Source organism: Asinibacterium sp. OR53 (assembly GCF_000515315.1).
Lineage (GTDB): Bacteria > Bacteroidota > Bacteroidia > Chitinophagales > Chitinophagaceae > Sediminibacterium.
Genome location: NZ_KI911562.1, coordinates 2,559,581 through 2,583,777 on the forward strand (window position 1 = coordinate 2,559,581; position 24,197 = coordinate 2,583,777).

Here is a 24,197-nt window from a genome sequence, read left to right on the forward strand (position 1 = left end):
ATTCCTTATGATAAATATCAGTTTTCCGGATGGCGCTGTACGGGAGTATGAGGCAGGGGTTTCGGCATTGGATATCGCCAAATCGATCAGTGAAGGACTGGCCAGGAAAGTGCTGGCTGCGAGTGTGAACGGACAGGTGTGGGATGCTACGCGACCCATTTACCAGGATGCGTCGTTGAAATTACTGACCTGGGACGATGCCGACGGAAAAAATACATTCTGGCATTCTTCTGCTCACCTCCTGGCTGAAGCAGTGGAAGCTTTGTACCCCGGCGTAAAATTCTGGGTAGGCCCGGCGCTGGATAAGGGATTCTATTATGATATGGACCTGGGTGGCAGGCAAATGGGCGAAGAGGACCTGGCAAAGCTGGAACAGAAAATGAATGAGCTGGCCAAGAAGGGCAGCCAGTATATCCGCAAAGAGATCAGCAAGAAAGACGCCATTCAATATTTTACAGAGAAGGGCGATGAATACAAACTCGACCTCCTGCAAGGATTGGAAGATGGAAATATCACTTTCTATACACAGGGCGATTTTACCGATCTCTGTCGCGGGCCGCATATACCCAACACGGGTTTCATCAAAGCAATAAAGCTTACCAATGTATCCGGCGCTTACTGGAAGGGTGATGAAAAGAACAAGATGCTTACCCGTGTGTATGGTATCAGTTTCCCTAACCAGAAAGAGCTCGACGAATACCTGCAGATGCTGGAAGAAGCGAAGAAAAGAGATCACCGGAAGCTGGGTAAAGAGCTGAGCATTTATACGATGAACGATGATATCGGCCAGGGGCTGATCCTTTGGATGCCCAATGGTACCGTGATTATTGAAGAGTTGGAGAAACTGGCGAAGGAAACAGAATCGGAAGCCGGCTATAAGCGTGTGGTAACACCGCATATTGCCAAAGAGAATTTGTACCTCACCAGCGGACACCTGCCTTATTATGCAGATAGCATGTATCCGCCCATGGAACTGGAAGGAGAGCGCTATTATCTCAAGGCGATGAACTGTCCGCATCACCACAAAATATTCGATGCCGAACCCAAAAGCTACCGCGATCTTCCGTATCGTATAGCTGAATATGGAACCTGTTACCGTTATGAGCAAAGTGGTGAATTGTTCGGACTGATGCGCGTGCGTTGTCTGCACATGAACGATGCACATATCTATTGTTCCAAGGAGCAGTTCAAGCAGGAGTTCCAGGCGGTGAATGATATGTACCTGAAGTATTTCAAAATATTCGGTATTGAGAAATATGTGATGCGGCTTTCGCTGCACGACCCCGCGAAGCTGGGAGAGAAATATGTGAACGAGCCGGAGCTGTGGAAAGAAACCGAAGAAATGGTTCGTAAGGTATTGATCGAAACGGGTGTTCCTTATGTAGAGGTAAAGGGTGAGGGTGCTTTCTACGGACCTAAGATCGATGTACAGATATGGAGCGCTATTGGAAGAGAGTTTACCCTGGCTACCAACCAGGTGGATTTCGCACAACCACGCCGTTTTAAATTATCGTTCACCAATACGAACAACGAGCCCGAAATTCCCCTGGTCATTCACCGGGCGCCGTTGGGAACCCATGAGCGTTTCATTGGCTTCCTGCTGGAACATTATGCAGGCAAATTCCCTGTATGGCTGGCGCCGTTGCAGGTGAAGCTCCTGCCTATCAGCGATAAGTTCATGGACTATGCGGTTTCAGTTAAAAATCAATTGGGAAAAGCAGGCGTAAGGGTAGAGATCGATGACAGGAATGAAAAGATAGGTAAGAAGATACGCGATACAGAACTGATGAAAGTGCCGTATATGCTGGTAGTAGGGGAGAAAGAAGCCAATGAACAGAAATTGTCGGTGCGCAGACAGGGTAAGGGCGATATGGGCGTTTTTGATGTGCAGGCCTTTATAGACCTGGTATCAATAGAAATTCGGGAACGTAAATCGGGCGAGTAGTCGTCAATATCTATATCTTTAACAAAAAAACAGAATTATTCACTAAACAAGTTTTAATGGCATTACCACCAAGAGGGGGCGGAAGATTCAACCCCAGGTTTAACAGGCAACCGGAGCCTGAACATCGTATCAACGAGAGAATCCGGGTACCGCAGGTGCGTTTGGTTGGAGATAACGTAACTGTGGGTGTTTATTCAACCCAGGAAGCATTGAAGATTGCAAAAGATCAGGAGCTTGACCTGGTTGAAATATCTCCGACAGCAGATCCTCCGGTTTGTAAGGTAATCGACTATAAAAAATTCCTTTACGAGAAGAAGAAGAAGGAAAAAGAGATGAAGGCTAATTCCAAGCAGAGCGAGGTAAAAGAAATCCGCTTTACGCCTGGAACCGATGACCATGATTTCGACTTCAAAGCCAAGCATGCAGAAAAATTCCTCAAAGAAGGTAATAAAGTAAAAGCCTATGTACAGTTCAAGGGACGTGCCATCATGTTCCAGGACAGGGGGCAGTTGTTGCTACTGAAATTCGCCGAAAGGCTGGCTGAGGCCGGTGCACTGGAAAGCATGCCCAAACTGGAAGGCAAGCGTATGTTCGCCATCTTCACTCCTAAAACAGGAAAGAAAAAATAAGCTGATAATCAGTTGATTAGATAGGATGGTTGCGGAAAATAATCTTTCTGCAACCATTTTTCGTTATAAAACCTTACCTTTGCAACCCATTTCCCACATGGCTCAACAAGTGTTCCGTCTGTACGGAGCCGCCAGCAGGGTATAATCTAAGCAGATTATTAACATGCCAAAGGTAAAAACAAACTCCAGCGCCAAGAAGCGCTTCAAGGTGACCGGCAGCGGTGAGATCACCTTCCAGAAAGCATTCAAACGTCACATCCTTACCAAAAAATCTAAAAAGCGTAAAAGAGCCCTGCGCAAAAAAGGCGTTGTTGGAGATACCAACAAAGACTTCGTTTTACGTTTGTTGCGTTTGAAAGGTTAATCAGTAAACTAATTTTAAATTACCGGTCCGGGTACAACCGGACTTAAAATAAAGACACCATGCCACGTTCCGTAAATGCAGTAGCATCAAGAGCAAGGAGGAAAAGAGTCCTCAAACAGGCCAAGGGCTTCTATGGTAAGCGCAAAAATGTGTATACCGTAGCCAAGAATATTGTAGAAAAAGGTATGACCTACAGTTATGTAGGCCGTAAATTGAAAAAGCGCGAATACCGCCAGTTGTGGATCGCGCGTATCAATGCAGCCGTTAGGGCGGAAGGACTGACCTACAGCCAGTTTATCAACAAACTCAGCACCAAAGGTATTGAGTTGAACCGCAAAGTATTGGCCGACCTGGCCATGAATGAGCCTGCCAGCTTCAAAACCCTGGTTGACTCTGTAAAATAAGCGAATAACAACAGCTATATAAACCGGGAGGCGGGCTAACGCTGCTTCCCGGTTTTTTTGTGCAGAAAATTGAACAAACTATTATTTTTGTGCAATTTTAAAATTAGCAACATCCCGTTCACAGTCTAACTACTTACCCATCAATGAACAATAGCTACACCTCGCTGGTGAACCAAACCTTCCATTTCCCGCAAGATGGATTTGATGTTAATGACGATGGTTACCTGCAATTCAATGAGCTCGATCTCAAAGCACTGATAGCAAAGTACGGCACGCCCATGAAGCTGACCTACCTGCCCAAGATCGGTATGCAAATCAACAAGGCCAAGCAGATGTTTGCCCACGCGTTCAAGAAACACAAATACGAGGGCGACTATTTTTATTGTTATTGTACCAAGAGTTCGCATTTTTCTTTTGTGGTGGAGGAAGCGCTCAAACACAATATACACCTGGAGACTTCTTTCGCTTACGATATCGAGATCGTGAACCGCCTTTACGAGCGCAGGAAGATCAACAAAGAAACTTTTATCATTTGTAACGGCTACAAGCAGAAATCGTATACATCGCGTATTGCCAAGCTCATCAATTCGGGCTTTAAAAATGTAATTCCCATCCTGGATAATAAAGACGAGCTTACTGCGTATAAAAGAAGCGTTAAACAACCGTTCCGCCTGGGTATCCGCGTGGCTGCAGAAGAAGAGCCCACCTTTCCTTTTTATACCTCGCGCCTGGGTATCCGTGCCAAAGACATTCTGGAATTTTATGTAGATGAGATAGAAGGATATGAAGATAAGTTCCAGTTGAAAATGCTGCACATTTTCCTCAACAAAGGCATCAAAGATGATATCTATTACTGGTCGGAGCTGAACAAGATCATCAACCTGTATTGCCAGTTGAAGAAGATATGTCCGGAGTTGGATTCTATCAACATCGGTGGCGGTTTCCCCATCAAACACTCACTGGGCTTTGAATACGATTACCAGTTCATGATCAATGAGATCGTGAGCAATATCAAGAAAGCCTGTAAGAAAGCCAAAGTGCCCATGCCCAATATCTATACAGAGTTTGGCAGCTACACGGTGGGAGAAAGCATGGCGCATATTTACAGTGTACTGGGACAAAAAATCCAGAACGACCGCGAGTGCTGGTACATGATCGATTCTTCCTTCATTACCACATTACCCGATACATGGGGTATTGGAGAGAAATTCCTGATGCTGCCCGTTAACAAATGGGATAATGAATACCAGCGTGTGGTATTGGGAGGTATTACCTGCGACAGTCATGATTATTACGATTCCGAAGAGCATATCAATGAAGTGTTCCTTCCTAAACTCACTTCACCCGAACCATCAGACGAGCAGGCCAATAAAGAACCATTGTATGTAGGGTTCTTCCATACAGGCGCTTACCAGGATCAGATCAGTGGGTATGGCGGAATCAAGCACTGTCTTATTCCTTCGCCCAAACACGTGATCGTGGAATACGATAAGAATGGAAAATTGATCGACTGGCTCTATGCCAAGGAACAGAGTGCCCAGAGTATGTTGAAAATACTGGGTTACCTGAGATAATCTTAACTTTGTATGCATGATCCCGGATTATCCTCATAAGGTTTTCGGCGATAAGCGATTCTGCTACTGCCTTCTCATGGAAGCACTGGCAATGGATGGGCTGCACCGGCTATAGGACCGACTCCTGGCCGGTGGCCAAGGGTCATGTACCCATTTCCCATTCCAATACTTTTATCCATGTCAACAGTTACAGAACGCGCAACCGTGCGTAACGGGCAAGCGGATTTTCTGCCATTGCAGGGAACCGATTATGTAGAATTTTATGTGGGCAATGCCAAACAGGCAGCCCATTTTTATAAGACCGCTTTCGGGTTTCAAAGCCTTGCCTATGCAGGCCCCGAAACGGGTGTGAAAGACCGCGCCAGTTATGCTGTGCGGCAGAACAAACTCACTTTTGTTTTTACAACACCTCTCCGGACCAACAACCCCATGGCCGATCATGTATATAAACATGGCGATGGGGTGAAAGCGCTGGCGCTGCGCGTAGAAAATGCTACCGACGCGTGGGAACAGACCACGCAGCGTGGCGGCAGGTCATTTCTCGAACCTGTTAAGCTTACGGATGCTTATGGGGAGCTGGTGATGAGCGGCATCCACACTTATGGAGATACCATTCATCTTTTCATCGAAAGAAAAAATTACCAGGGCGTTTTTATGCCGGGCTACCGACAGTGGGAAAGCCACTATAATCCTGCGGAAACAGGATTGCAGTATGTTGATCATTGTGTAGGCAATGTAGGTTGGAATCAGATGAACCCCTGGGTGAAATTTTATGAAGAGGTGATGGGCTTCAGCAATATTCTTTCGTTCGACGATAAAGATATTTCAACAGAATATTCTGCGCTCATGAGCAAAGTGATGAGTAATGGTAACGGTTTTGTGAAGTTCCCCATCAACGAACCGGCAGAAGGCAAAAAGAAATCGCAGGTAGAAGAATACCTCGATTTTTATAATGGAGAAGGATGCCAGCACGTAGCCCTGGCTACAAACGATATTGTGAAAACGGTCACCGACTTGCAGAACCGGGGTGTGGAATTCCTGCATGTGCCCACGAGTTATTATGATGATCTGCTGGAAAGGGTAGGGCATATCGATGAAGACCTGGCGCCGCTCAAAGAACTGGGCATACTTGTTGATCGGGATAATGAAGGATATCTCTTGCAGATATTCACCAAACCGGTGGAAGACAGGCCTACGCTTTTCTTTGAGATCATCCAGCGCAAGGGTGCGAAGAGCTTTGGCAAGGGTAATTTTAAAGCCCTTTTCGAAGCTATTGAAAGAGAACAGGGTATGCGGGGTAACTTATAATTTATTTGTTCTATCTGAACACACAATTTTAGGCAACCAGGACGCGTTTTATGAGGGAGGTGCATTTTTAACTAAAAATGCACCTGCTCAATTTGCATCATTTCTTATTTTCGACCTTATGAAAATGAAAGTCCTGGTTCTTGCTTTGTGCGGCAGTATGATGGTGTTAGGTCTCTCAGCCCAGTCTTCGTTCATGGAAAATCAACGTGGTTATCCCCGTGTGATAAACGCCATCAGGGAAAAAGAAGATACACTGAAAAAACAATTCCAGGCAGCCCATCTTACCTGGCCTGCGAGACAGATTTACATGCGCAGTTTTAAGTATGATAGTCAGCTCGAAGTGTGGGTGCGTAACAATTCACACGAACCTTTCAAATTATTCAAGACGTATAAGATCTGCGCTTTGTCGGGCTCTTTGGGACCGAAGCGGATAGAAGGCGATTACCAGGTGCCTGAAGGGTTTTATTATATCAACCAGTTCAATCCCAAGAGTGTTTACCACATGTCGCTGGGACTGAATTACCCAAATATGTCAGACCAGTTGTTGAGTGATTCCGCCAGACCGGGCAGTGGCATTTATATACATGGCAGTTGTATTACGGTAGGTTGTATTCCTGTTCAGAACAGCCAGATAGAAGAGTTGTATCTGCTGGCATCTTATGCGCGTAACCTGGGACAGGATTTCATTCCGGTACATATTTTTCCCGTTCGTTTCAACGTGGAAAAGAGCAGGGAATATTTGCAAAAGATATCCAAAGAAGATAAAGAATACCAGTCTTTTACTACGCACCTGAAAGATGTGTTCGATTATTTCGAAACGCATAAAAAAATACCGCTCATTTCTGTGAACAGGAAGGGTGAATATGAAATGCTTTGATGCGCTCCCTTATTGTGGTTCGCGGTAAAGTACCTGTACGGTTTCTTTTGATTGTTGCTGCAATAGTATTTCTTTTCCATTGGTAAGCGCTTCAAACTTTTCCCGCGTATAATGCCTGATGGTAAGCAGCGTGAGGTTTTTCTCCAGTTGCACATCGAATTCATTGCTGGCTTTGCTGGCGAGTTGTTCAAGCCGTTCGGCTCGGTTGTCGAAACACAATTGCACGCCAATAGCTCCTGTTTGAACCAGGTTGGGTTTGATGCGCGACTGGTTGATCCATGCATAGAGATGGCTCATGGGCTGTTCACCTACAAAAGAGAAATCCTGGCTGTTAAGTTGCATCAATACCTGTTGTTGTTTTACCACAATGATAGGAGGCAGTGCTTTGGCATTTTTTTTATGGATGGTAGTGCCGGGCAATGAGGGATCGAGGAAGCATTTGACCAGCAAAGGAATATCTTTGTTTTGTAGGGGTTTGATTGTCTTTGGATGGATCACTTGCGCGCCATAGTAAGCCATTTCGATCACTTCCCGGAAACTCAGTTCGTGTATCAGCTGAGCATCGGGAAACTGTTTGGGATCGGCATTCATCACGCCTTCCACATCTTTCCAGATCGTAACACTTTCTGCTTCGAGGATGTTGGCAAAAACGGCAGCTGTATAATCACTTCCTTCCCTTCCCAGCGTAGTGCTTTCGTTGTCGGCCGTAGCGCCGATGAAACCCTGGGTGATAAAGATGTTAGTTGTTAGTTGTGGGTTGTTAGATGTCAGGTGAGAGAGGATTCGTTCGGAGCTTACCGGCCAATCGATGGTTGCATCGCGGAAATTATCGTCGGTCCTGAGCAGGTCGCGTACATCGAGCCACTCATTGGCAATGCCTTCCTGGTTGAGGAAATAGCTGATGATGCAGGTGCTCAATAGTTCACCTACACAAACCACCTGGTCGTAATAATAATCGAAATCCCTGATCGGCTTATCATGCAGCAGCCATTCTATTTCTGTGAAGAAATCGTTCAGTCGCGCCAGGCATGGATTGTAATGCGTAACCAGCAGGTATTTGGCGGTAGTGAGGTGTTGGTTCTTCACCACACCGAACAATTGCAACGCTTCTTCTTTTTTACCGGCATAAAAAGCTTCCACCACTTTTTCCAACGCATTAGTGGTTTTGCCCATAGCAGAAATAATAATGGTAAGCGGTTGGCCGTTGAACGACCGGACAATAGCAGCCAGGTTTTGGATCCGCTCCACGCTGTTAACACTTGCACCTCCAAATTTGAATACTTTCATTCCTTTCATCCAACAAAAATAACCCTTCACCTATTCATAAACTTAAAATTTACATAGCCTGCTTCTTTGGTACATTTGTTGCCTGTTCATTGTAAAATGAATCTTATGCCAAGGAAATCTATTATCCAACTCCCTGCTTTTTTTATAATGGTTGCCGCTTTGATGTCTTGCAGTCCTGCTCAACCGGTAGCCGAAGCTACTCCACCTCCTGTTACCTACCGGGTGGTGAAAAGTAAAATGAACGATGATATCCTGTATTATGTGAACCAGCACCGGCTGGCGAAAGGGTTGAGTAAATTGCAATCATTCGATGCGGCAACCGTACAAGCCTATAACCACAGCAAAAATATGGCTACGGGCAGAACACCATTCGGACATACAGGCTTTGAAGACCGGATAAATGCCATTGCAAAGGCAGAAGGCAGGATGAGTGCTTCTGCCGAGAATGTAGCTTATGGTGAACTCACAGCCAGGGAAGTGGTGCAAGGATGGCTGAAGAGTCCCGGACACAAGAAGAATATCGAAGGCAACTATGCACTTACGGGCATAGGCACTTATACCGATAACAGGGGTATTGTATATTTTACACAGATCTTCCTGCGACGATAAAATTTCTCTGCGATTGATTCCTGCGCCCTACCTTTATCCGAACGAATGTTTGTTTTTATGATGGTAAACAGGAATATTCTTACACTGGATGAATTTACGATTCAACAATTGCGTCAGTTTCCCAAAGCCACGGGAGAACTGAGCAGTCTTTTGCGAGACATTGGATTGGCAGCTAAACGGGTGAATGTGGAAGTGAACAAAGCCGGCCTGGTAGATATATTGGGTGATGCCGGTTCTGTGAACGTACAGGGTGAAGATGTGAAGAAACTCGATGTATATGCCAATAACCATTTCATGGGCGTACTCAAGCATGGGATCAGTTGTGCAGGCATTGGCAGCGAGGAACTGGACGATTTTGTGGTGTTCAATGATGAAGTGAGCAACAACAGTAAATATGTGGTGCTCTTTGATCCGCTCGATGGCAGCGGTAATATAGATGTCAATGTATCTATCGGTACTATTTTCAGCGTGTACAAGCGGGTGAGTGAAAAAGGCAAACCCTGCACCAAAGAAGATTTCCTGCAGCCGGGCAACCGCCAGGTAGCAGCAGGCTATGTGATCTACGGGTCCAGCACCATGCTGGTATATGCCACGCGTCGCGGTGTGAACGGGTTTACCCTCGACCCGTCGATCGGTGAATTTTCGTTGAGCCATCCCCATATTCAATGTCCTGAATATGGTATGTTTTATTCTGTGAACCATGGTAATTTTTTCCGGTACGATGAAAAAGTAAGACGGTATATCGATGGCTGCCAGCGCAAAACGAAAGATACCGGCGGTCCTTATACCCAGCGTTATATAGGAAGTATGGTGGCCGATGTGCACCGTAACCTTATCAAAGGCGGTATCTTTATGTATCCCGGAACGGTTGACAAGCCCAAAGGGAAATTGCGTTTGCTGTATGAAGCCAATCCCTGTGCTTTCATTGTAGAAGTGGCGGGAGGGGCGGCAACGGATGGCGTGCAGCGGATACTGGACATTCAACCCACTGAATTGCACCAGCGAACGCCATTGTTTATTGGAAGCAAAGGGATGATGGATGAATTAGAATTGTATCTTCAGGCAAAAATATAGCCGGTAATGAAAGTTAGATTGATGAGTATTGTGTTGTTGATACTGGGCATTGTTACATGCACTGAAGCGCAAATGAGGATAGATCCTTCAAAAATGAATTATCTCCTGAACACCAAAACCAACAATATCCTTTACCGCGATACTGTTTACAGAGGCAGCCGGGAATTCAGGATGTTGTTTGAAAGAACAGGTGACCCGGATCTCATGCATTTGTATAAACGGCACCAGACTTCCAAGATCATGAGTCAGGTACTGACATTAGCCGGAACAGTCGCTATTGTATTTGGTGTATCAGAGATCAGCGGTGGAAACAACGACCAGAAAACACCAGGGTGGCTATTGGTTACCGGAGGCTTTGTAACAGCAACTTACGGGGGATACCTGCTCCTTAAAAGCCAACAACAGTTGTTACAGGCAGTTACTGTTTTCAATGCCCGGCACAATACGGCCAGTCTTGGCATTGGCATATCATCCAGTAAGTTGGGTTTAGTGTATAAATTTTAGGTCATGCAAAAAAACATCATCCAGGTAAAGAACCTGCACAAAAAATACGGCGATTTTGAAGCAGTGAAAGGCATCAGTTTCGATGTGATGGAAGGAGAGATATTCGGCTTGCTGGGACCGAATGGTGCCGGTAAATCCACCACGCTGGAGATCATAGAAACCCTGCGGGAAAAGACCAGTGGAGAAGTATGGGTAGACGGACTGAACCTTGATACTTCACCCAACCAGATCAAGAAACTCATTGGCGTGCAGTTGCAGACTTCGGGATATTATCCCGGCCTCAAGCTGGTAGAACTGATCAGTTTGTTTGCCGGTTTGTACAACGAAAAGATCGACCCTTATGCTTTGCTCGACACGGTGAACCTGCGCGATAAAGCAGGCGCTAAATTCAAAGAGCTGAGTGGCGGACAGAAACAACGATTTTCTATTGCTACTACTCTCATCAATAAACCCAGGATCATTTTCCTCGATGAGCCTACTACCGGACTCGATCCGCAAGCGCGGCGTAACCTGTGGGACCTGATCAGCAATATCCGCAAACAGGGCACAACAGTGATCATTACTACGCATTATATGGATGAAGCAGAAGTGTTATGTGATAGAGTAGCCATTATTGACAGTGGAAAGATCATTGCTATGAACACACCCGATAAATTGATCGACGAACTGGTAGCCAGCGGATTTGAAAGACCCAAAGAAGTAAAAAAAGCCAACCTGGAAGATGTGTTCATCCATCTTACAGGGCATGTTTTACGCGAGCAATAATCATTTTAATATTTTTATATGAGCAACGACCCCCGTTATCCTATTGGTAAATATGAGCCGCAAGCTTTTTCAGCAGCGCAGAAAAAGGCCTGGTTATCTGATATTCAGTTCCTGCCGGAAGAATTGGAAAAAGCCATTCTCAATCTCGATGCAAAACAATTGCAAACACCTTATCGCGATGGAGGATGGACCGTACAACAATTGGTACATCATGTGGCCGACAGTCACCTGAATGCGTACACACGTTTCAAACTGGGACTCACCGAAACCAATCCCACCATCAGGCCTTATGAAGAAAAGGAGTGGGCCCTGCTGGCCGATGTAGAAACAATTCCTGTGAATGTTTCCATTACTTTATTGCACGCACTGCATCGCCGCTGGCATGCAGCGGTTAAAGATATCACCGATGAACAATGGCAGCGCACAGTAGTGCATCCGGATCACGGAAGACAAATGACATTGTGGTTCCTGCTGGGTATGTACGCCTGGCATGGCAAACACCATACGGCACACATCACCACACTTCGTGAAAACAAAGGTTGGTAATCATATATGACCCGGGAAATGAAGTGGAAGACCTTGTCTTCAAAATATGTTTACCACGACCGTTGGTTCAAAGCGCGTGCCGCCAGTTGTGAATTACCGGATGGTCGCATCATTGAACCTTATTATGTAGTGGAATTGCCCAACTGGGCCAATGTGGTGGTGGTAACCAAAGACGAACGGATGGTGTTTGTACAACAGTACCGCTATGCCGCAGATATGATTACCATCGAATTACCGGGCGGCGTGATAGATAAAAATGAATCGCCCGAAGCAGCCGTGAAAAGGGAGATGATAGAAGAGACAGGCTATACTTCTAATGAGATTGAATTCCTTTACCAGGTATCACCTAACCCAGCTATCAATAACAATACGGCTTATTTCTACCTTGCGAGGAATGCTGAGCCAGGCGGTACGCAAAAATTCGATCCATTCGAAGACATTGAAGTAGTAAGTTTCAGCAAAGAAGAAGTGATGCAGCTATTGCGTGAAGGCAAATTCCAGCATGGAGTGCAGGTGGGCGCTATTTATGATGCGCTGGTGAAATTGAGATGGTTATAAACGAACTTCCCCCACCAGGAACACACTCCCGCAAACTAATATCATATCATCTTTGGAAGCATGCTCCATGGCATTCTGTAGCGCTGCGTTTACTTCTTCGAATGAATGCCCATTCAACTGGTATTTAGCAGCTATCTGTTGCAAGGTTTTTTCATCGAGCGCACGTGGTATTTGTGCTTTGGTGAAATAATAAGTTGCATAGGCAGGCAATAAAGCCAGCACTTTGTCCACCTCTTTGTCTTTCACCATTCCCATTACAATATGCAATTGCTTGTAGGTAGATAGCTCCAGTTGTTCTCTTATTTGTTTGATGCCATCTATGTTATGCCCTACATCCAGCACCACCAGCGGATGCTGGTGAATGACTTCCCAACGGCCGTGTAAACCGGTTAGTTTTTTTACCTGGCGAAGGGCCTGCTGCACCATTTGGTGATCTATGCGCCATCCTTTCTGCTGCAGTTGTGTTACGGCTTCCAGTACAGTGAGTAGGTTTTTGAGCTGATAGATACCGGGTAGGTCGAGATGATATACCTGGTGTTCCTGGTGCCTGTTATCGGCTACTTCAACGACCAACTGGTGTTGTTCGTATTTCCAGTCGGTTACATAACGGGTGGTTTCTGCAAAAGAAATAGGAGAAGCGTTGGCCTTTTGTTCGAAAACCGGTTTGGTCTCGGGCAACGATTCACCAATCACCACCGGGATATGCGGTTTGATGATGCCTGCTTTTTCACCGGCAATTTCCGCGAGTGTATTGCCCAGCATGTTCATGTGATCCCATCCGATATTGGTGATGATACTTAATTCAGGTGTGATGATGTTGGTGCTGTCGAGCCGGCCTCCCAATCCTACTTCAATAACGGCTACATCTACCTGCTGACTGGCAAAATAATCGAATGCCATGGCTACAGTGATCTCGAAAAAGGAAGGTTCTATTTCTTCTATCAACGGACGGATGCGCTGCGTAAACTGCGTCACAAACGCTTCACAACACATTTCACCATTTATTTTGATCCGCTCCCTGAAATCTTTCAGGTGAGGTGAGGTATACAATCCTGTTTTATATCCTGCTGTTTGCAGTATGGCAGCCAGCATGTGACTGGTGGAGCCTTTGCCATTGGTACCTGCAACATGAATGCTTTTGAAACGCCGCTGCGGATTGCCGAGTGCTTCGCATAAACGGATGGTATTGGTGAGGTCTTTTTTAAATGCAGCAGCTCCTATGTGACTGAACATAGGCAGCCGGTTGTATAAATAGTCAAGGGTTTCCTGATAGCTCATTGAAAATAAAAATCAAAAGTAAAAATTCAAATCGACTTTTGACTTCTTTCTAACCGCGCAGTTTGAAACTGAATACCAGCGTGCCCGTTTGCTCGTCGGTATTACCAGCGTTGAGTTTGAGCATCCTGGCTTTACGCAAAGCGATGCTGCGGATATTTTGGTTATAAGTAGTAGTGCCTTTTATGTTCACTACGGCCTGTATTACATTGCCATTTCGGTCAACTGTAATATCTACCGCTACTTTGGCATTTTCGTTGAAGTCATCTTCGAAAGAAGGAAGCCTGGTGATACGACGGCCGTCGAGTCCGCTCCGGATACTCACACCGCCAGTCCCGCCACTGCCACCATGACCGCTGGATGCATTACCGGTATAGCTATCGGAATTGGGATTGCCATTAGGATTGGCCTGATCGCCATGTCCGCCTGCAATGCCTTGATCACGTACGCCATTGTAACTGTCGGCACGGTTACCACTGCTGGTGGTACTGGTTCCACCCTTAAACACTGCTTTGGGTTTTGGTGGAGCGGTAGCAGTATGGGTAGCTGTTGCTGTTGTTCTTTTCAAAGGCGCTTCGGGGCGTATCTCAGCTTTTGGAATGGGTTTGTGCAATGGCTTATTCACTACAGGCGCATCGGCATCTGCATTTTCGTCGGCACTGATATCGGGTTGATTGGAGGGCGCCTGAACAGATTTGGGTGGTGCGCTGTGCTCTTCCTGGTTAGCAGAAGGTTCGCCGGGAATCTGCGGGGCTACAGAGCCGGAACCTGTTTCGCTGTTGCCCAGGTTCACTTCAATACCTTCTCCAAAACTGGGCTGAGGTATCTGAGGTAGTGTCCATTGCAGAAAAAAGAAAAGCAGGAACAGCAAAAAACAGATAGCCAGGGTAATGGCCGATGCTTTAATGTTTTTTTCCCGCTCGAAACTGATTTCCATCTGATAGGAATTAAGCATACCAAATATACATTGAGTGTTGGAGTAAATCGCCGATGTTGAAAATTACTGCCAGAATGCTGCCGTAATCCACTTTTTGGCATAAAGAAACGTTAAAGACCGTTACCTGACGAAAAAAGCAGATCAGGCATTTTTGAAAAATATGTTATAGCCCAATCGTAACAAAGTAGCTGTTACAATGATCATGAAAAAAATACGGATGAACCGGTTTCCTTTTTTCAGCGCCAGTTTAGCGCCGGCAAAGCCTCCGAGGGCATTACATACAGCCATAGGAATGGCAATGGGCCAGAGTATGGAACCTTTACCCAGAAAAAGTATGATGGAACCAAAATTGGTAGCCATGTTCAGCATTTTGGCATGAGCGCTGGCCTGCAGGAAGTCGAAACCCAGTATGGAAATGAAAACGAGGATGAAAAAACTGCCGGAACCCGGACCGATAAAACCATCATAAAATCCAATCACAAGGCTGATGAGTAGGCTATACAGCAGCACGCTTTTCGGCGAATGGTTGCGGTGGGTATGCTGACCAAAATCTTTTTTGAAATAAGTATAAATGGCTACTATGATCAGCACAATAAAAATAACGGGTTTCATATAACGGTTACTCACCACGGTGAGCAGTTGAGATCCTGCAAATGCAGATGTGGCGGCAACAAGGCACATGAGCAGCAGCCGTTTCCCGTTCATGGCAACGCGTTTGAAATACTGTCTTGCGGCTACGGCGGTTCCGCTGAAAGCAGGGATCTTCAATGAACCGATCACAGTTGCCACCGGGTACATCGGTAGTAAAACAAGAGCAGCAGGTGTTTGGATCAGACCGCCGCCGCCTACAATGGCATCAACAAAACCGGCAGCAAAAGCGATTGTGCAGAGTAATCCAATCGTAGCGATATCCATACACATTATAAATTTCGGGCAATCTCATTGCCTTTTAACAAGTGTATAAAGATAACGGAAACGGTTCACCGCCTGTAACCTGTATTTTTGTAATGAATCCATCAAGTACCAGCCATGAAAAAAATCTATGTATTGATTAGCGGAACAACCTTGTTGTGCTGCTTTTTGCTGATGGCATGCAGTACATCCAGGAATGTACAACAAGAGGAGCCAGCGTCGAAAGGAAGCTGGCAGGCAAATAAGTTGGTCATCGATGGCAATGACAGCGACTGGACGGCCCCCTTGCGTTTTGAGTACAACAAAAAAGAAAAGTTTAGTTATGCCGTTACCAACGATCAAACACATTTGTATGTATTGCTGCGCAGTAACGATGAAAATACGCAACAGGAAATATTACGCGGAGGGTTAACGGTACTTTTCAATGCACATGCTGTTAGCGAAGAGCGGGGTGCAGCAGGCATTGTTTATCCAACAGGCAATATACCCAAAGGCCCTATGAACGGAAAACAGGAATACAATAACAATAAGCACATTGCGCTCAATAATGCGCAGGACTATTCTTTGTTCGGATTCAACACCGTAAAATCTTTGGAGAACTACGATTATGGTAAAGAGAACAAAGAAGGCATCCAGGTAAGCGTGGGGTTCAACGCCGCGGGCGAATTGGTATACGAAACGGCCGTTCCTTTTACAGCTTTATTCAATCGTAACAGCGCTGTGAACCAGGGAGGAAGAAGCCTGTCGGTTGGTTTTATCATCGACCCGATCCCGACTGACCCTGCTGCGAGAGGTGGGAGAAGAGGTCCAGGTGTTGCGGTAGGCGGCGGCTTTGGTTTTGGTGGTTATGGAAGTGGCGGTGGCATCGGTATATCCATTGGTACAGGTGGCTTTGGCGGCGGCCGCCAGCGAATGCCCAAATCAACAAGGGTATGGCGCGAGATCATATTGGCCAAAGCGCAATAACCAGCCTGCTATATATAGCGCTCAGATCCGGCGAACTCCCTGTTATAATCGCCCTTAATGCGTTCCATAGGCGGGTTGAAATAACCGAATTTTAATTGCGGGAATTCTTCTCTTATCAGGCTCATCAGTTGTTTTACGCCCAGCATTTCACCGGTTTCATGCGCGCCGATCTTTCCCATGTACCAATCGGGGTCGATGTTGAAATTACGCCACTGGATCATTGACAGATCGGTATCGATGATGAGTTTACGTAAAGCTTCATATTCTTCCACACTATCGGTCATGCCAGGGAATACGAAATAATTGATGCTGGTCCATCCGCCATAACTGCTCACCACTTTCAGGCTTTCAATGATGTCTTCGAAACGGTAATTATTCGGCCGGTAATAAGGCTCATAAATATGTTTGCGCGCCGAATTGGTGCTCACGCGGATACTGTTCAAACCTGCTTCACATAAGGCTTTTACGGCGTCCGGTTTAGAACCGTTGGTATTGATATTGATGCTGCCGCGGTTGGTATGTTTGCGTATTTCCAGGATCGACTCGCGGATGGTTTCCCACATGAGCAACGGCTCGCCTTCGCAACCCTGTCCGAAGCTAACGATAGGAAAAGGCGCTTCTATCAAATGCGGTACGGTGAATTCTACAATTTCCGCTGCGGTAGGTTTGAAGGTGAGACGGTCTTGCGTGGAAACAATGGTTTCTTCTTCGGGCTGGAAAGAGATACAACCGATGCAGTTGGCATTGCAGGCCGGAGAAGTAGGAACCGGGCATTCCCAGCGGGCCATGGAAAAATTCCTGGCAGCGGGACAATGATAGGTCATGCAACAATTCTCCATCAAATGTTTCACCAGCCTGTTGTGTGGGTAAGCCTGCAACAAATGCTCAGTACCCGATTGTATTTTTGCATTGTCGTAACCGGCGCACTCCTGCCGGATATCCTGTTCGATGCGTACGGCAGGTACATAAGTTTTATGATCGAACCATCCGGCGGCTGTATAACAAAACAGTGGAAGGGTAGGCGCATCAGGTAATGTTTCATAAGCGGCAATAAACAAACCGGTATGTGCCGGTGGAATGAATGCTGCCACAGCCCATCCCTTCTCACACAAACGCATTTCTCCCGTATTCACATCAATGCCAATACCTCTTCGCCCTGGTAACTCATAGAGGTTGCCACCGTCGGGCAATTCTATCCAGTCTTCCACGGGAATGGGAAATGCATCCCATCCGGCACGGCCCACTGCGTACAGGGTGGTGTCTTCATAGATATTACCGTTGCCGTCGGAGTAGAGGAGGTATGGTGATTGTGATAACATGCTATAAATCAAAATTAAAAAGTCAAAACGGGTTATTCAACCGACAGTTGTTTTTTGCAAAATTCGTTGAATTCCTGCTCTGTTTTATCGGTAACCGGACTTTCTGTTTCTTTTTGTACCAGCTTATTATTCTTGAAGTCGATGGTGAGCAGGTTGTCTTTCAATACCACATTGTTCATATCGCTCCATTGATAATGTTTTCTGGGGAAGCTGTTGATCACGATCTCATCCCTGTCGAATGCGACTTCCTGGGGGAATTTTGCCTGCTTTTCCAACAGGGCTGCCAGCAGGTAAGCAATGAAAGGAATGAGTCCGTGCGGCAACAGGTACCAACCACAGGCAGCCAGTAATAAAGCTATCCGGTAATGAACGGCCTGGCCTTTGTTTTCCTTCATCTTTAGATAAGCAGTATAACCAATCATCAACAATACAATGGTTGATAGAAATAGAATGGTTTTGATAGCAGGCGCAGTAAAAATGGAAAAGATGAATACTACAGCAGCCATGATGAGCATGATGAGGCTGATGCGATCCACGATCTTCGGATTGCGCGATTTGAAGGTAATGATATAGTCGTACGTCTTCATGCTATTTCACCATCAGGTTACAAAGACGCCACAACATTTGCGCGCCTACTACACTGTCCCAATCGCTTTGCCCCACGCCAATCTCAACCAGGTCAAAACCAATGAGGGTACGGCCACTTTCTCTTACTTTCCGGAAAAGATACAACACTTCTTCTCCCTCAAAGCCGCCGTGTACCGGGGTGCCCGTATTCGGACAAAGCTTGCGGTCAAGTCCGTCTACATCGAAACTGATGTAAACATGCTGGGGTAATTTATCTACGATATCGTCTACGATCTGTTTCCAGGTCTCGCCTTCGTATTGTCTTTGTTTGATGGCCCTGTCGAAATAAGTAACCACCCTGTACTGGCTATTGCAGATGTATTGCCATTCTTCTTCACAGTAATCGCGGATCCCCACCTGCACCAGTTTGCTGATCTGTGGCAATTCCTCCAGGGCATTGTACATCACAGAAGCATGCGAGTAGGTAAAATTTTCATAATTCTTTCTCAGGTCGCAATGCGCGTCGATTTGCAGGATACCAAAATCGCTGTGCTTTTCGGCCAGCGCTTTTAATATTCCTAATGAAATGCTGTGATCACCCCCCAGCAAAGCCACGAGCTTTTCGCGGTTGAGCAGGTCGCGCGCCTGTTCGTACACCCATTGATTCAGCGCAACGCCACCCGCATTGATATCTTTGAGGCTTTTGCACATGAACTTGTTCTTCTCCAGCGGTTCGCCTTTGGAAATATAATCGATGTAGAGTTCCGCCTCTTTGCGCAGGTAATCGCTTTTGAGCAACATACGTTTATCGGTCTCCCGCATGAAAAAGCCCTGTTTCCATCCATCGGGCACATCGGCATCGAAGAGGTCTACCTGCATGCTCGCTTTGAAAACATGCTCCGCCGCACGTGAGGTGCCGGCACCATAACTAACGGTTACTTCCCAGGGCACAGGAATGATCACCAGACGCGATTCCTCTTCTGAAAAAGGAAGGCCAAAGATGTTGTTATTGGGATTACTCACCGAATTGGGGTCGAATTGCGATAAGTCGGTCATGATGCTCTTTATTTGCAAACGGCGCGAAGGTAGTGCAAAGTTAGCAGTACTGTTTGATTTCTGTCATTTCTTGCCGCTTGTACCAATACCCCGCTGCGGCTCCTTTTTTTGGGTTAATTTTGCGCCAAATATGGCGAAATGAAGAAGACACATATTATTTTATTGGTATTGATAGCGGCGGCCATCGTAGTGCTCATCAGTTATACGGGCGACCTCACTACTTACGAGACCATCGCTTCGGCCAAACAGAAAGAAGGCAAATTTGTGAACCTCATAGCCAAGCTCGATAAACAGCAACCCCTCGAATACGATGCGGTAAAAAATCCCAATTACCTCAGTTTTACTGCTGTAGATACCCTGGGTAATTCCATTAAAGTAGTGTACCACAATAATAAGCCTACCGATATGGAAAAAAGCGACAGGCTAGTGTTGAAAGGAAGGGTACAGGGTGATCATTTTGAATGTAAAGACATTTTGCTGAAATGTCCTTCTAAGTATAAAGACGATCCCAAAGCCACACAGAACAGATTGCAGGCAGAAAGCAAATAAAATAGTACTATACCCGGGCACACTTCTTTACATAAACAGAATCTTCCGCATCGATGAACAATTATATAGGCGAACATTTATTTCCCGGGCAGACTGGACATTTTTTTGCAGTGCTTTCCCTGGTGGCTTCACTGGTAGCTACCATTGCTTATTTCAAAGCTAACCGCACGGTGGGTATTACAGAAAAGCAAAGCTGGATACGGCTGGCTCGCCTTTCTTTCCTCATAGAAACGGTGAGTGTGCTGGCGCTTTTTGTAACACTGTATTACATCATTTCACATCATCTTTTTGAATACAAATACGCGTATACACACAGCGACAGGAGCCTGCAGACAGAATACCTGCTGAGTTGTTTCTGGGAAGGACAGGAAGGAAGCTTCATGCTCTGGAGCTTCTGGCATTGCGTGTTGGGATGGATATTGATCTGGCGCTCGAAAGATTGGGAAGCCGGTGTGATGACGGTGATCAGTTTTGCGCAGTTCGCTATTGCCAGTATGCTGATAGGCATTTATTTTTTTGGAACCAAAGTAGGCAGTAATCCGTTCAGTTTATTACGCAACGAAGGGTTCCTGGATAATGCACCCGTTTTCCAGGATGTGGTGAACGGTGGTATCCGTGCCGATTACCTGCAATTTATAAAAGACGGAACAGGGTTGAACACGCTGTTGCAGAATTACTGGATGGTAATTCATCCGCCGGTATTGTTTCTCGGATTCGCTTCTACCATTGTGCCTTTTGCGTATGCTATGGCCGGATTGATGAACCGCCGGCACGACTGGGTAAAACCTACGATTGCCTGGGCTTGTTTTTCCGGCGCCGTGCTGGGTACCGGCATTATGATGGGTGCTGCATGGGCTTATGAGAGTTTGTCGTTCGGAGGTTATTGGGCATGGGATCCGGTAGAGAATGCTTCACTGGTGCCCTGGTTGGTATTGATCGCAGGTTTGCATACGAACCTGGTGTACAACCACAGCGGTTATTCGTTGCGGCCCACTTATTTCTTTTACCTGTTTTCTTTTTTGCTGGTATTGTATTCCACTTTCTTAACCCGCAGCGGTATCCTCGGCGATACTTCGGTGCACGCGTTTACCGACCTGGGTATGAATACGCAGTTGTTGCTGTTTGTACTGGTGTTCCTGTTGCCGGCTATAGGCCTTTTCATTGCGCGGTATAAAAGTATTCCTGCTATTGCCAAAGAAGAAAATACCTACAGCCGGGAGTTCTGGATGTTCATTGGGGCACTGGTATTGTTCCTGTCGGGCATCGTGATCATTGCCAAAACTTCTGTTCCCGTATTCAATAAAATATTCAGCACCAATATTGCGCCGCCGGAAGACCCTGAATTTGCTTACAACCAGATACAGATATTCGTGGCCATTGTAATCGGCTTGCTCAGTGCAGTTGCGCAATACTTCAAATACAAAGACACACCCAAAGCTTTTTTCAGAAAGAAAATATGGCTGCCTACTGCGATCGCCCTGGTCATCAGTATTGCCATCAGTACGTTTGGTGTGATCGGGTATGATAAAAAAGGACCCGGCTTCCTGGTTGCCATTCACCTGGCCATTTTTGCTGCAGTGTATGCTGTGGTGGCGAATACATCGTATATATGGTTGGGGATGAAAGGCCGGTTGAAAGCGGCCGGCGCTTCCGTGGCACATATTGGTTTTGGAATGGTGCTGGTAGGTATCCTCATATCATCCAGTAAAAAGACGGTGTTGAGCTGGAATACTACGGGTATTACACCACTGCGTGCAGACGAGTCTCACACTAAAAACAATCCAACAGGTAACCCTGCCGAAAATCTCACTTTGTTCAAAGGTGTAGCAACGGATATGGGTAAATACATGGTAACCTATGCATTGGATACGATGAACGAACTCGACCGCAAACGTTATTTCGAAATAGATTTTAAAGCCAAAAAAGGAGAGGAGCATTTCAAGCTTTATCCCGATGTGATCAGGAACAACAAGGGAATGGAAGGATTTGCTGCTAACCCAGCCTCCAAGCATTATTGGTATAAGGATATTTTCGTGTATATCACTTCTTTCCAGGAAAACAACAAGGCCGATACTACCAGCTTCCACAACCAGCAATTGAAAGTAGGTGATACGCTTTTCTATAGCAATGGGTTGATGATCCTGAACAAAGTGGAGAAAGAAGAACCGGCATCCATCTTCCTGGACATGACGATCGTTTCGAAAGACGGGCGCCGCTACCCGGCCCGGCCCGGTATTGCGATCGATGGCCAGCAAATGCGGGCCATTACCGATACCGTCCGCTCGCAGAGTATGGTATTGAAATTCAATCGCGTAGTAGACCCTGCGGCAGGTAAACTGGAGATAGGCGTTAAAGAAAGCGGCGCCATTACCGACCTCCTTACCCTCAAAGTATATGAATTTCCGATGATCAATATCCTCTGGCTGGGGGTAATGGTAATGGTGGTAGGGTTCATCATGTCTATCGTACAAAGACAGCAGAAAAGCCTTTTCAGGGTCAAATAATCGATTGTTAAAGCGGGTTACTTTTTTAGCCAGGCAGCATTAATGATAGAATATAGTTCTATTTTTAAAGTCGGTGAATAAACCCGGACGCCATATTGTTTTTTGGCTGGTGCTTGGCTGCTTTTTGGCATCGGTGCAACAAGTCTGTTCGCAAACGAACGGGCGCGGGCCGTATGATACCGTGAAAGTATATGCCCTAGTTACCCCCACAGGCGATACCATCCCCTTTGATTATCTGCCTACCGTAGAAGTGATTGGCAAGCTTACACGTCAATGGAAAAATTACTGGGCCAACTGGACCCGCCTGCGCAACGCCGTTTACGTTACCTATCCTTATGCCAAAGCGGCTGGTCGCATTATGAATGAGATCAATCTGCGGCTGACCAATGTAAGTGATAAAAAACAGCGGCGACTCATTATCCGTTCCAAGGAAAAAGAATTGAAAAAGCAGTTTACCGATAAGCTCACGCAACTCTCCGTTTACCAGGGTAAAGTACTCATGAAGCTCATCAACAGGGAAACGGGCAATAATTGTTACGAGATCATAGAAGAATACAAAGGATTCATCACTGCTGCTTTTTGGCAAACCGTTGCGGTGGTATTTGGCAGCAACCTGAAACAGCCTTATGATGCGAAGGGGAATGATGCAGAGATGGAGCGTATTGTGAAAGATGTAGAGAGAATGTATGGCTATTCGAGAGGCTAACCCTTGCTGATACGTTGAATAAAATCTTTTCGGGGGATCATCCTCGCACCCAGGCTTTCAAGGTGTTCGGTATACACCTGGCAGTCGATCAACTGCACGCCTTCCTGTTTCAATAGTTTCACATATTGAATAAAAGCAAACTTACTGGCATTGCTGTGTTTGCTGAACATGCTTTCGCCGAAAAAGCAATGTCCCATGCGAATGCCGTATAGTCCGCCCACTAATATTCCTTCATGCCAGGCTTCTGCACAATGTGCCACACCCATGCGGTGCAATTCATTGAATGAAGCTTCCAATTCATCGGTGATCCAGGTGCCATCCTGTCCTTTTCTTGCGAGCAGTTTGCAGTTGCGGATCACATCAGCGAAAGCGGTGTTGGTTCTGAATTGAAAGACCTGTTTTTTTTCAATGGCTTTCATGCTCTTGCTTTCCTTCAATTCATCGGGAAAGAGCACAAAGCGCGGATCGGGACTCCACCACAGGGGAATATCTCCATCGTACCAGGGGAAAATGCCGCTTTTATAAGCCAGCAACAGACGGTCAATACCCACGTCGCCACCCATGGCCAACAGGCCATCTTCCAGTGCATCCTGCACCGGAGGAAACCAGAGCTGGTCGTTCAATGCGTAGAGCGACATAGTTACAGATCAGTTGATTCAATAGTTGCGCCGATGCCCCTGTCGGTAATGGCATCGCGCATGGGTTTGAGGGTATCGTAGTCGCCTTTCTTCACCGCATATTTGCCTTTGAAATGGATGAGCAGGGCCGATTGTTCGGCCTGTTCCAGTGTATGACCGCAAACGGTCATGAGGGTTTCGATGACCCATTCGAACGTATTTACTTCGTCATTCCACACAATGAGGCTATACGGTAGTGCAGTGGCTGTAAGTATATCCTGTTCTTCCGCTTCCCAGGGCTGGGTAGATGCATTCGAGGGGTAAACCATCATGCCACAAAGTTAC

26 protein-coding genes are annotated in these 24,197 nt (G+C 46.2%); 17 read left to right on the forward strand and 9 right to left on the reverse strand.

What is annotated here, in order from left to right; genetic code table 11:
* Window positions 1-7: 7 nt before the first annotated feature.
* From thrS to SEDOR53_RS0111485, 7 genes are all read left to right on the forward strand, one after another.
* Entirely contained in the window at window positions 8-1,945 is a 1,938-nt protein-coding gene (gene thrS, locus SEDOR53_RS0111455) for a threonine--tRNA ligase (RefSeq protein ID WP_026769850.1), read from the forward strand.
* Window positions 1,946-2,001: 56 nt separating this feature from the next.
* A complete protein-coding gene (gene infC / locus SEDOR53_RS0111460; protein ID WP_026769851.1) occupies window positions 2,002-2,574 on the forward strand; it encodes a translation initiation factor IF-3 in 573 nt (190 codons plus the stop codon).
* 163 nt (window positions 2,575-2,737) lie between these two features.
* On the forward strand, window positions 2,738-2,938 hold the full coding sequence (gene rpmI / locus SEDOR53_RS0111465) for a 50S ribosomal protein L35 (protein ID WP_026769852.1): 201 nt from the start codon (window positions 2,738-2,740) through the stop codon (window positions 2,936-2,938).
* 59 nt (window positions 2,939-2,997) lie between these two features.
* Window positions 2,998-3,342: a 50S ribosomal protein L20 gene (rplT, locus tag SEDOR53_RS0111470; protein ID WP_026769853.1), complete on the forward strand. Its 345-nt coding sequence runs from the start codon at window positions 2,998-3,000 to the stop codon at window positions 3,340-3,342.
* Between the two features lie 143 nt (window positions 3,343-3,485).
* Window positions 3,486-4,916, forward strand: coding sequence for a decarboxylase (locus SEDOR53_RS0111475; protein WP_026769854.1), 1,431 nt, complete (start codon window positions 3,486-3,488; stop codon window positions 4,914-4,916).
* Between the two features lie 177 nt (window positions 4,917-5,093).
* Complete coding sequence (gene hppD / locus SEDOR53_RS0111480; RefSeq protein WP_026769855.1) at window positions 5,094-6,224, forward strand: 4-hydroxyphenylpyruvate dioxygenase; 1,131 nt, start codon at window positions 5,094-5,096, stop codon at window positions 6,222-6,224.
* Window positions 6,225-6,342: 118 nt separating this feature from the next.
* A complete protein-coding gene (locus SEDOR53_RS0111485) occupies window positions 6,343-7,101 on the forward strand; it encodes a murein L,D-transpeptidase family protein (protein WP_051416610.1) in 759 nt (252 codons plus the stop codon).
* Window positions 7,102-7,110: 9 nt separating this feature from the next.
* On the opposite strand, the gene SEDOR53_RS0111490 is transcribed toward SEDOR53_RS0111485, so the two are convergent.
* Entirely contained in the window at window positions 7,111-8,397 is a 1,287-nt protein-coding gene (locus SEDOR53_RS0111490) for an aspartate kinase (protein WP_232214766.1), read from the reverse strand.
* Window positions 8,398-8,493: 96 nt separating this feature from the next.
* On the opposite strand from SEDOR53_RS0111490, the gene SEDOR53_RS17805 reads away from it, so the two are divergent.
* The 6 genes from SEDOR53_RS17805 to SEDOR53_RS0111520 are packed head-to-tail and all read left to right on the forward strand — an operon-like array spanning window position 8,494 to window position 12,444.
* A complete protein-coding gene (locus SEDOR53_RS17805) occupies window positions 8,494-8,997 on the forward strand; it encodes a CAP domain-containing protein (RefSeq protein ID WP_037327925.1) in 504 nt (167 codons plus the stop codon).
* Window positions 8,998-9,042: 45 nt separating this feature from the next.
* Window positions 9,043-10,071 (forward strand): class 1 fructose-bisphosphatase, encoded by a 1,029-nt coding sequence (fbp, locus tag SEDOR53_RS0111500; protein ID WP_232214767.1) that lies wholly within the window; start codon window positions 9,043-9,045, stop codon window positions 10,069-10,071.
* A gap of 6 nt (window positions 10,072-10,077) precedes the next feature.
* Window positions 10,078-10,575, forward strand: coding sequence for a hypothetical protein (locus SEDOR53_RS0111505; RefSeq protein WP_026769859.1), 498 nt, complete (start codon window positions 10,078-10,080; stop codon window positions 10,573-10,575).
* A gap of 3 nt (window positions 10,576-10,578) precedes the next feature.
* Window positions 10,579-11,340 carry an ABC transporter ATP-binding protein gene (locus tag SEDOR53_RS0111510; RefSeq protein ID WP_026769860.1) on the forward strand — a complete coding sequence of 254 codons (762 nt, stop codon included), beginning with the start codon at window positions 10,579-10,581 and terminating at the stop codon, window positions 11,338-11,340.
* Window positions 11,341-11,358: 18 nt separating this feature from the next.
* Window positions 11,359-11,886: a YfiT family bacillithiol transferase gene (locus SEDOR53_RS0111515; RefSeq protein WP_026769861.1), complete on the forward strand. Its 528-nt coding sequence runs from the start codon at window positions 11,359-11,361 to the stop codon at window positions 11,884-11,886.
* 18 nt (window positions 11,887-11,904) lie between these two features.
* Window positions 11,905-12,444 carry an NUDIX hydrolase gene (locus SEDOR53_RS0111520; protein WP_198018901.1) on the forward strand — a complete coding sequence of 180 codons (540 nt, stop codon included), beginning with the start codon at window positions 11,905-11,907 and terminating at the stop codon, window positions 12,442-12,444.
* On the opposite strand, the gene SEDOR53_RS0111525 is transcribed toward SEDOR53_RS0111520, so the two are convergent.
* The 3 genes from SEDOR53_RS0111525 to SEDOR53_RS0111535 all read right to left on the reverse strand — a co-directional run bounded on the left by SEDOR53_RS0111525 (window position 12,439) and on the right by SEDOR53_RS0111535 (window position 15,571).
* On the reverse strand, window positions 12,439-13,722 hold the full coding sequence (locus SEDOR53_RS0111525) for a folylpolyglutamate synthase/dihydrofolate synthase family protein (protein ID WP_026769863.1): 1,284 nt from the start codon (window positions 13,720-13,722) through the stop codon (window positions 12,439-12,441). The genes SEDOR53_RS0111520 and SEDOR53_RS0111525 overlap by 6 nt on opposite strands.
* A 49-nt stretch (window positions 13,723-13,771) precedes the next feature.
* The gene (locus tag SEDOR53_RS0111530; RefSeq protein WP_026769864.1) at window positions 13,772-14,656 is read right to left on the reverse strand and encodes a hypothetical protein; all 885 of its coding nucleotides are present in this window, start codon (window positions 14,654-14,656) and stop codon (window positions 13,772-13,774) included.
* 141 nt (window positions 14,657-14,797) lie between these two features.
* Complete coding sequence (locus SEDOR53_RS0111535; protein ID WP_026769865.1) at window positions 14,798-15,571, reverse strand: TSUP family transporter; 774 nt, start codon at window positions 15,569-15,571, stop codon at window positions 14,798-14,800.
* A 114-nt stretch (window positions 15,572-15,685) separates the two neighbouring features.
* On the opposite strand from SEDOR53_RS0111535, the gene SEDOR53_RS0111540 reads away from it, so the two are divergent.
* Window positions 15,686-16,534 carry a hypothetical protein gene (locus SEDOR53_RS0111540; protein WP_026769866.1) on the forward strand — a complete coding sequence of 283 codons (849 nt, stop codon included), beginning with the start codon at window positions 15,686-15,688 and terminating at the stop codon, window positions 16,532-16,534.
* Between the two features lie 8 nt (window positions 16,535-16,542).
* Here SEDOR53_RS0111540 and SEDOR53_RS0111545 read toward each other — a convergent pair whose 3' ends face one another.
* Genes SEDOR53_RS0111545 through SEDOR53_RS0111555 form a run of 3 tightly spaced genes read right to left on the reverse strand, consistent with a single transcriptional unit; the run spans window position 16,543 to window position 19,476 of the window.
* Complete coding sequence (locus SEDOR53_RS0111545; RefSeq protein ID WP_026769867.1) at window positions 16,543-17,853, reverse strand: radical SAM protein; 1,311 nt, start codon at window positions 17,851-17,853, stop codon at window positions 16,543-16,545.
* Window positions 17,854-17,885: 32 nt separating this feature from the next.
* On the reverse strand, window positions 17,886-18,440 hold the full coding sequence (locus tag SEDOR53_RS0111550) for a hypothetical protein (protein ID WP_026769868.1): 555 nt from the start codon (window positions 18,438-18,440) through the stop codon (window positions 17,886-17,888).
* 1 nt (window position 18,441) lies between these two features.
* On the reverse strand, window positions 18,442-19,476 hold the full coding sequence (locus SEDOR53_RS0111555; protein ID WP_026769869.1) for an agmatinase family protein: 1,035 nt from the start codon (window positions 19,474-19,476) through the stop codon (window positions 18,442-18,444).
* A gap of 138 nt (window positions 19,477-19,614) precedes the next feature.
* On the opposite strand from SEDOR53_RS0111555, the gene SEDOR53_RS0111560 reads away from it, so the two are divergent.
* The 3 genes from SEDOR53_RS0111560 (at window position 19,615) to SEDOR53_RS17810 (ending at window position 23,235) form a co-directional block, all read left to right on the forward strand.
* Complete coding sequence (locus SEDOR53_RS0111560) at window positions 19,615-20,025, forward strand: cytochrome c maturation protein CcmE (RefSeq protein ID WP_026769870.1); 411 nt, start codon at window positions 19,615-19,617, stop codon at window positions 20,023-20,025.
* A 53-nt stretch (window positions 20,026-20,078) separates the two neighbouring features.
* On the forward strand, window positions 20,079-22,529 hold the full coding sequence (ccsA, locus tag SEDOR53_RS0111565; RefSeq protein WP_026769871.1) for a cytochrome c biogenesis protein CcsA: 2,451 nt from the start codon (window positions 20,079-20,081) through the stop codon (window positions 22,527-22,529).
* 73 nt (window positions 22,530-22,602) lie between these two features.
* On the forward strand, window positions 22,603-23,235 hold the full coding sequence (locus SEDOR53_RS17810; protein WP_051416611.1) for a DUF4294 domain-containing protein: 633 nt from the start codon (window positions 22,603-22,605) through the stop codon (window positions 23,233-23,235).
* Here SEDOR53_RS17810 and aat read toward each other — a convergent pair.
* Both aat and SEDOR53_RS0111580 read right to left on the reverse strand, forming a co-directional pair.
* Window positions 23,232-23,873, reverse strand: a complete 642-nt coding sequence (aat, locus tag SEDOR53_RS0111575) for a leucyl/phenylalanyl-tRNA--protein transferase (protein ID WP_026769872.1) — start codon at window positions 23,871-23,873, stop codon at window positions 23,232-23,234. The two genes, SEDOR53_RS17810 and aat, sit on opposite strands and share 4 nt — an antisense overlap.
* Before the next feature lie 2 nt (window positions 23,874-23,875).
* Window positions 23,876-24,184, reverse strand: a complete 309-nt coding sequence (locus tag SEDOR53_RS0111580; protein WP_232214768.1) for an ATP-dependent Clp protease adaptor ClpS — start codon at window positions 24,182-24,184, stop codon at window positions 23,876-23,878.
* Window positions 24,185-24,197 lie beyond the last annotated feature (13 nt).

Excerpts from the sequence above, each read along its gene's own strand:
- SEDOR53_RS0111540 (WP_026769866.1), top strand. The coding sequence starts at position 15,686 with ATGAAAAAAATCTATGTATTGATTAGCGGAACAACCTTGTTGTGCTGC.
- rpmI (WP_026769852.1), top strand. The coding sequence starts at position 2,738 with ATGCCAAAGGTAAAAACAAACTCCAGCGCCAAGAAGCGCTTCAAGGTG.
- SEDOR53_RS0111560 (WP_026769870.1), top strand. The coding sequence starts at position 19,615 with ATGAAGAAGACACATATTATTTTATTGGTATTGATAGCGGCGGCCATC.
- SEDOR53_RS0111545 (WP_026769867.1), bottom strand. The coding sequence starts at position 17,853 with ATGTTATCACAATCACCATACCTCCTCTACTCCGACGGCAACGGTAAT.
- SEDOR53_RS0111505 (WP_026769859.1), top strand. The coding sequence starts at position 10,078 with ATGAAAGTTAGATTGATGAGTATTGTGTTGTTGATACTGGGCATTGTT.
- ccsA (WP_026769871.1), top strand. The coding sequence starts at position 20,079 with ATGAACAATTATATAGGCGAACATTTATTTCCCGGGCAGACTGGACAT.
- SEDOR53_RS0111490 (WP_232214766.1), bottom strand. The coding sequence starts at position 8,397 with ATGAAAGGAATGAAAGTATTCAAATTTGGAGGTGCAAGTGTTAACAGC.
- SEDOR53_RS0111530 (WP_026769864.1), bottom strand. The coding sequence starts at position 14,656 with ATGGAAATCAGTTTCGAGCGGGAAAAAAACATTAAAGCATCGGCCATT.
- hppD (WP_026769855.1), top strand. The coding sequence starts at position 5,094 with ATGTCAACAGTTACAGAACGCGCAACCGTGCGTAACGGGCAAGCGGAT.
- SEDOR53_RS17805 (WP_037327925.1), top strand. The coding sequence starts at position 8,494 with ATGCCAAGGAAATCTATTATCCAACTCCCTGCTTTTTTTATAATGGTT.
- SEDOR53_RS0111550 (WP_026769868.1), bottom strand. The coding sequence starts at position 18,440 with ATGAAGACGTACGACTATATCATTACCTTCAAATCGCGCAATCCGAAG.
- SEDOR53_RS0111510 (WP_026769860.1), top strand. The coding sequence starts at position 10,579 with ATGCAAAAAAACATCATCCAGGTAAAGAACCTGCACAAAAAATACGGC.
- fbp (WP_232214767.1), top strand. The coding sequence starts at position 9,043 with ATGTTTGTTTTTATGATGGTAAACAGGAATATTCTTACACTGGATGAA.
- infC (WP_026769851.1), top strand. The coding sequence starts at position 2,002 with ATGGCATTACCACCAAGAGGGGGCGGAAGATTCAACCCCAGGTTTAAC.
- SEDOR53_RS0111555 (WP_026769869.1), bottom strand. The coding sequence starts at position 19,476 with ATGACCGACTTATCGCAATTCGACCCCAATTCGGTGAGTAATCCCAAT.
- SEDOR53_RS0111535 (WP_026769865.1), bottom strand. The coding sequence starts at position 15,571 with ATGGATATCGCTACGATTGGATTACTCTGCACAATCGCTTTTGCTGCC.
- SEDOR53_RS0111580 (WP_232214768.1), bottom strand. The coding sequence starts at position 24,184 with ATGATGGTTTACCCCTCGAATGCATCTACCCAGCCCTGGGAAGCGGAA.
- aat (WP_026769872.1), bottom strand. The coding sequence starts at position 23,873 with ATGTCGCTCTACGCATTGAACGACCAGCTCTGGTTTCCTCCGGTGCAG.
- SEDOR53_RS0111525 (WP_026769863.1), bottom strand. The coding sequence starts at position 13,722 with ATGAGCTATCAGGAAACCCTTGACTATTTATACAACCGGCTGCCTATG.
- SEDOR53_RS0111475 (WP_026769854.1), top strand. The coding sequence starts at position 3,486 with ATGAACAATAGCTACACCTCGCTGGTGAACCAAACCTTCCATTTCCCG.
- rplT (WP_026769853.1), top strand. The coding sequence starts at position 2,998 with ATGCCACGTTCCGTAAATGCAGTAGCATCAAGAGCAAGGAGGAAAAGA.
- SEDOR53_RS0111515 (WP_026769861.1), top strand. The coding sequence starts at position 11,359 with ATGAGCAACGACCCCCGTTATCCTATTGGTAAATATGAGCCGCAAGCT.
- SEDOR53_RS0111520 (WP_198018901.1), top strand. The coding sequence starts at position 11,905 with ATGAAGTGGAAGACCTTGTCTTCAAAATATGTTTACCACGACCGTTGG.
- SEDOR53_RS0111485 (WP_051416610.1), top strand. The coding sequence starts at position 6,343 with ATGAAAATGAAAGTCCTGGTTCTTGCTTTGTGCGGCAGTATGATGGTG.
- thrS (WP_026769850.1), top strand. The coding sequence starts at position 8 with ATGATAAATATCAGTTTTCCGGATGGCGCTGTACGGGAGTATGAGGCA.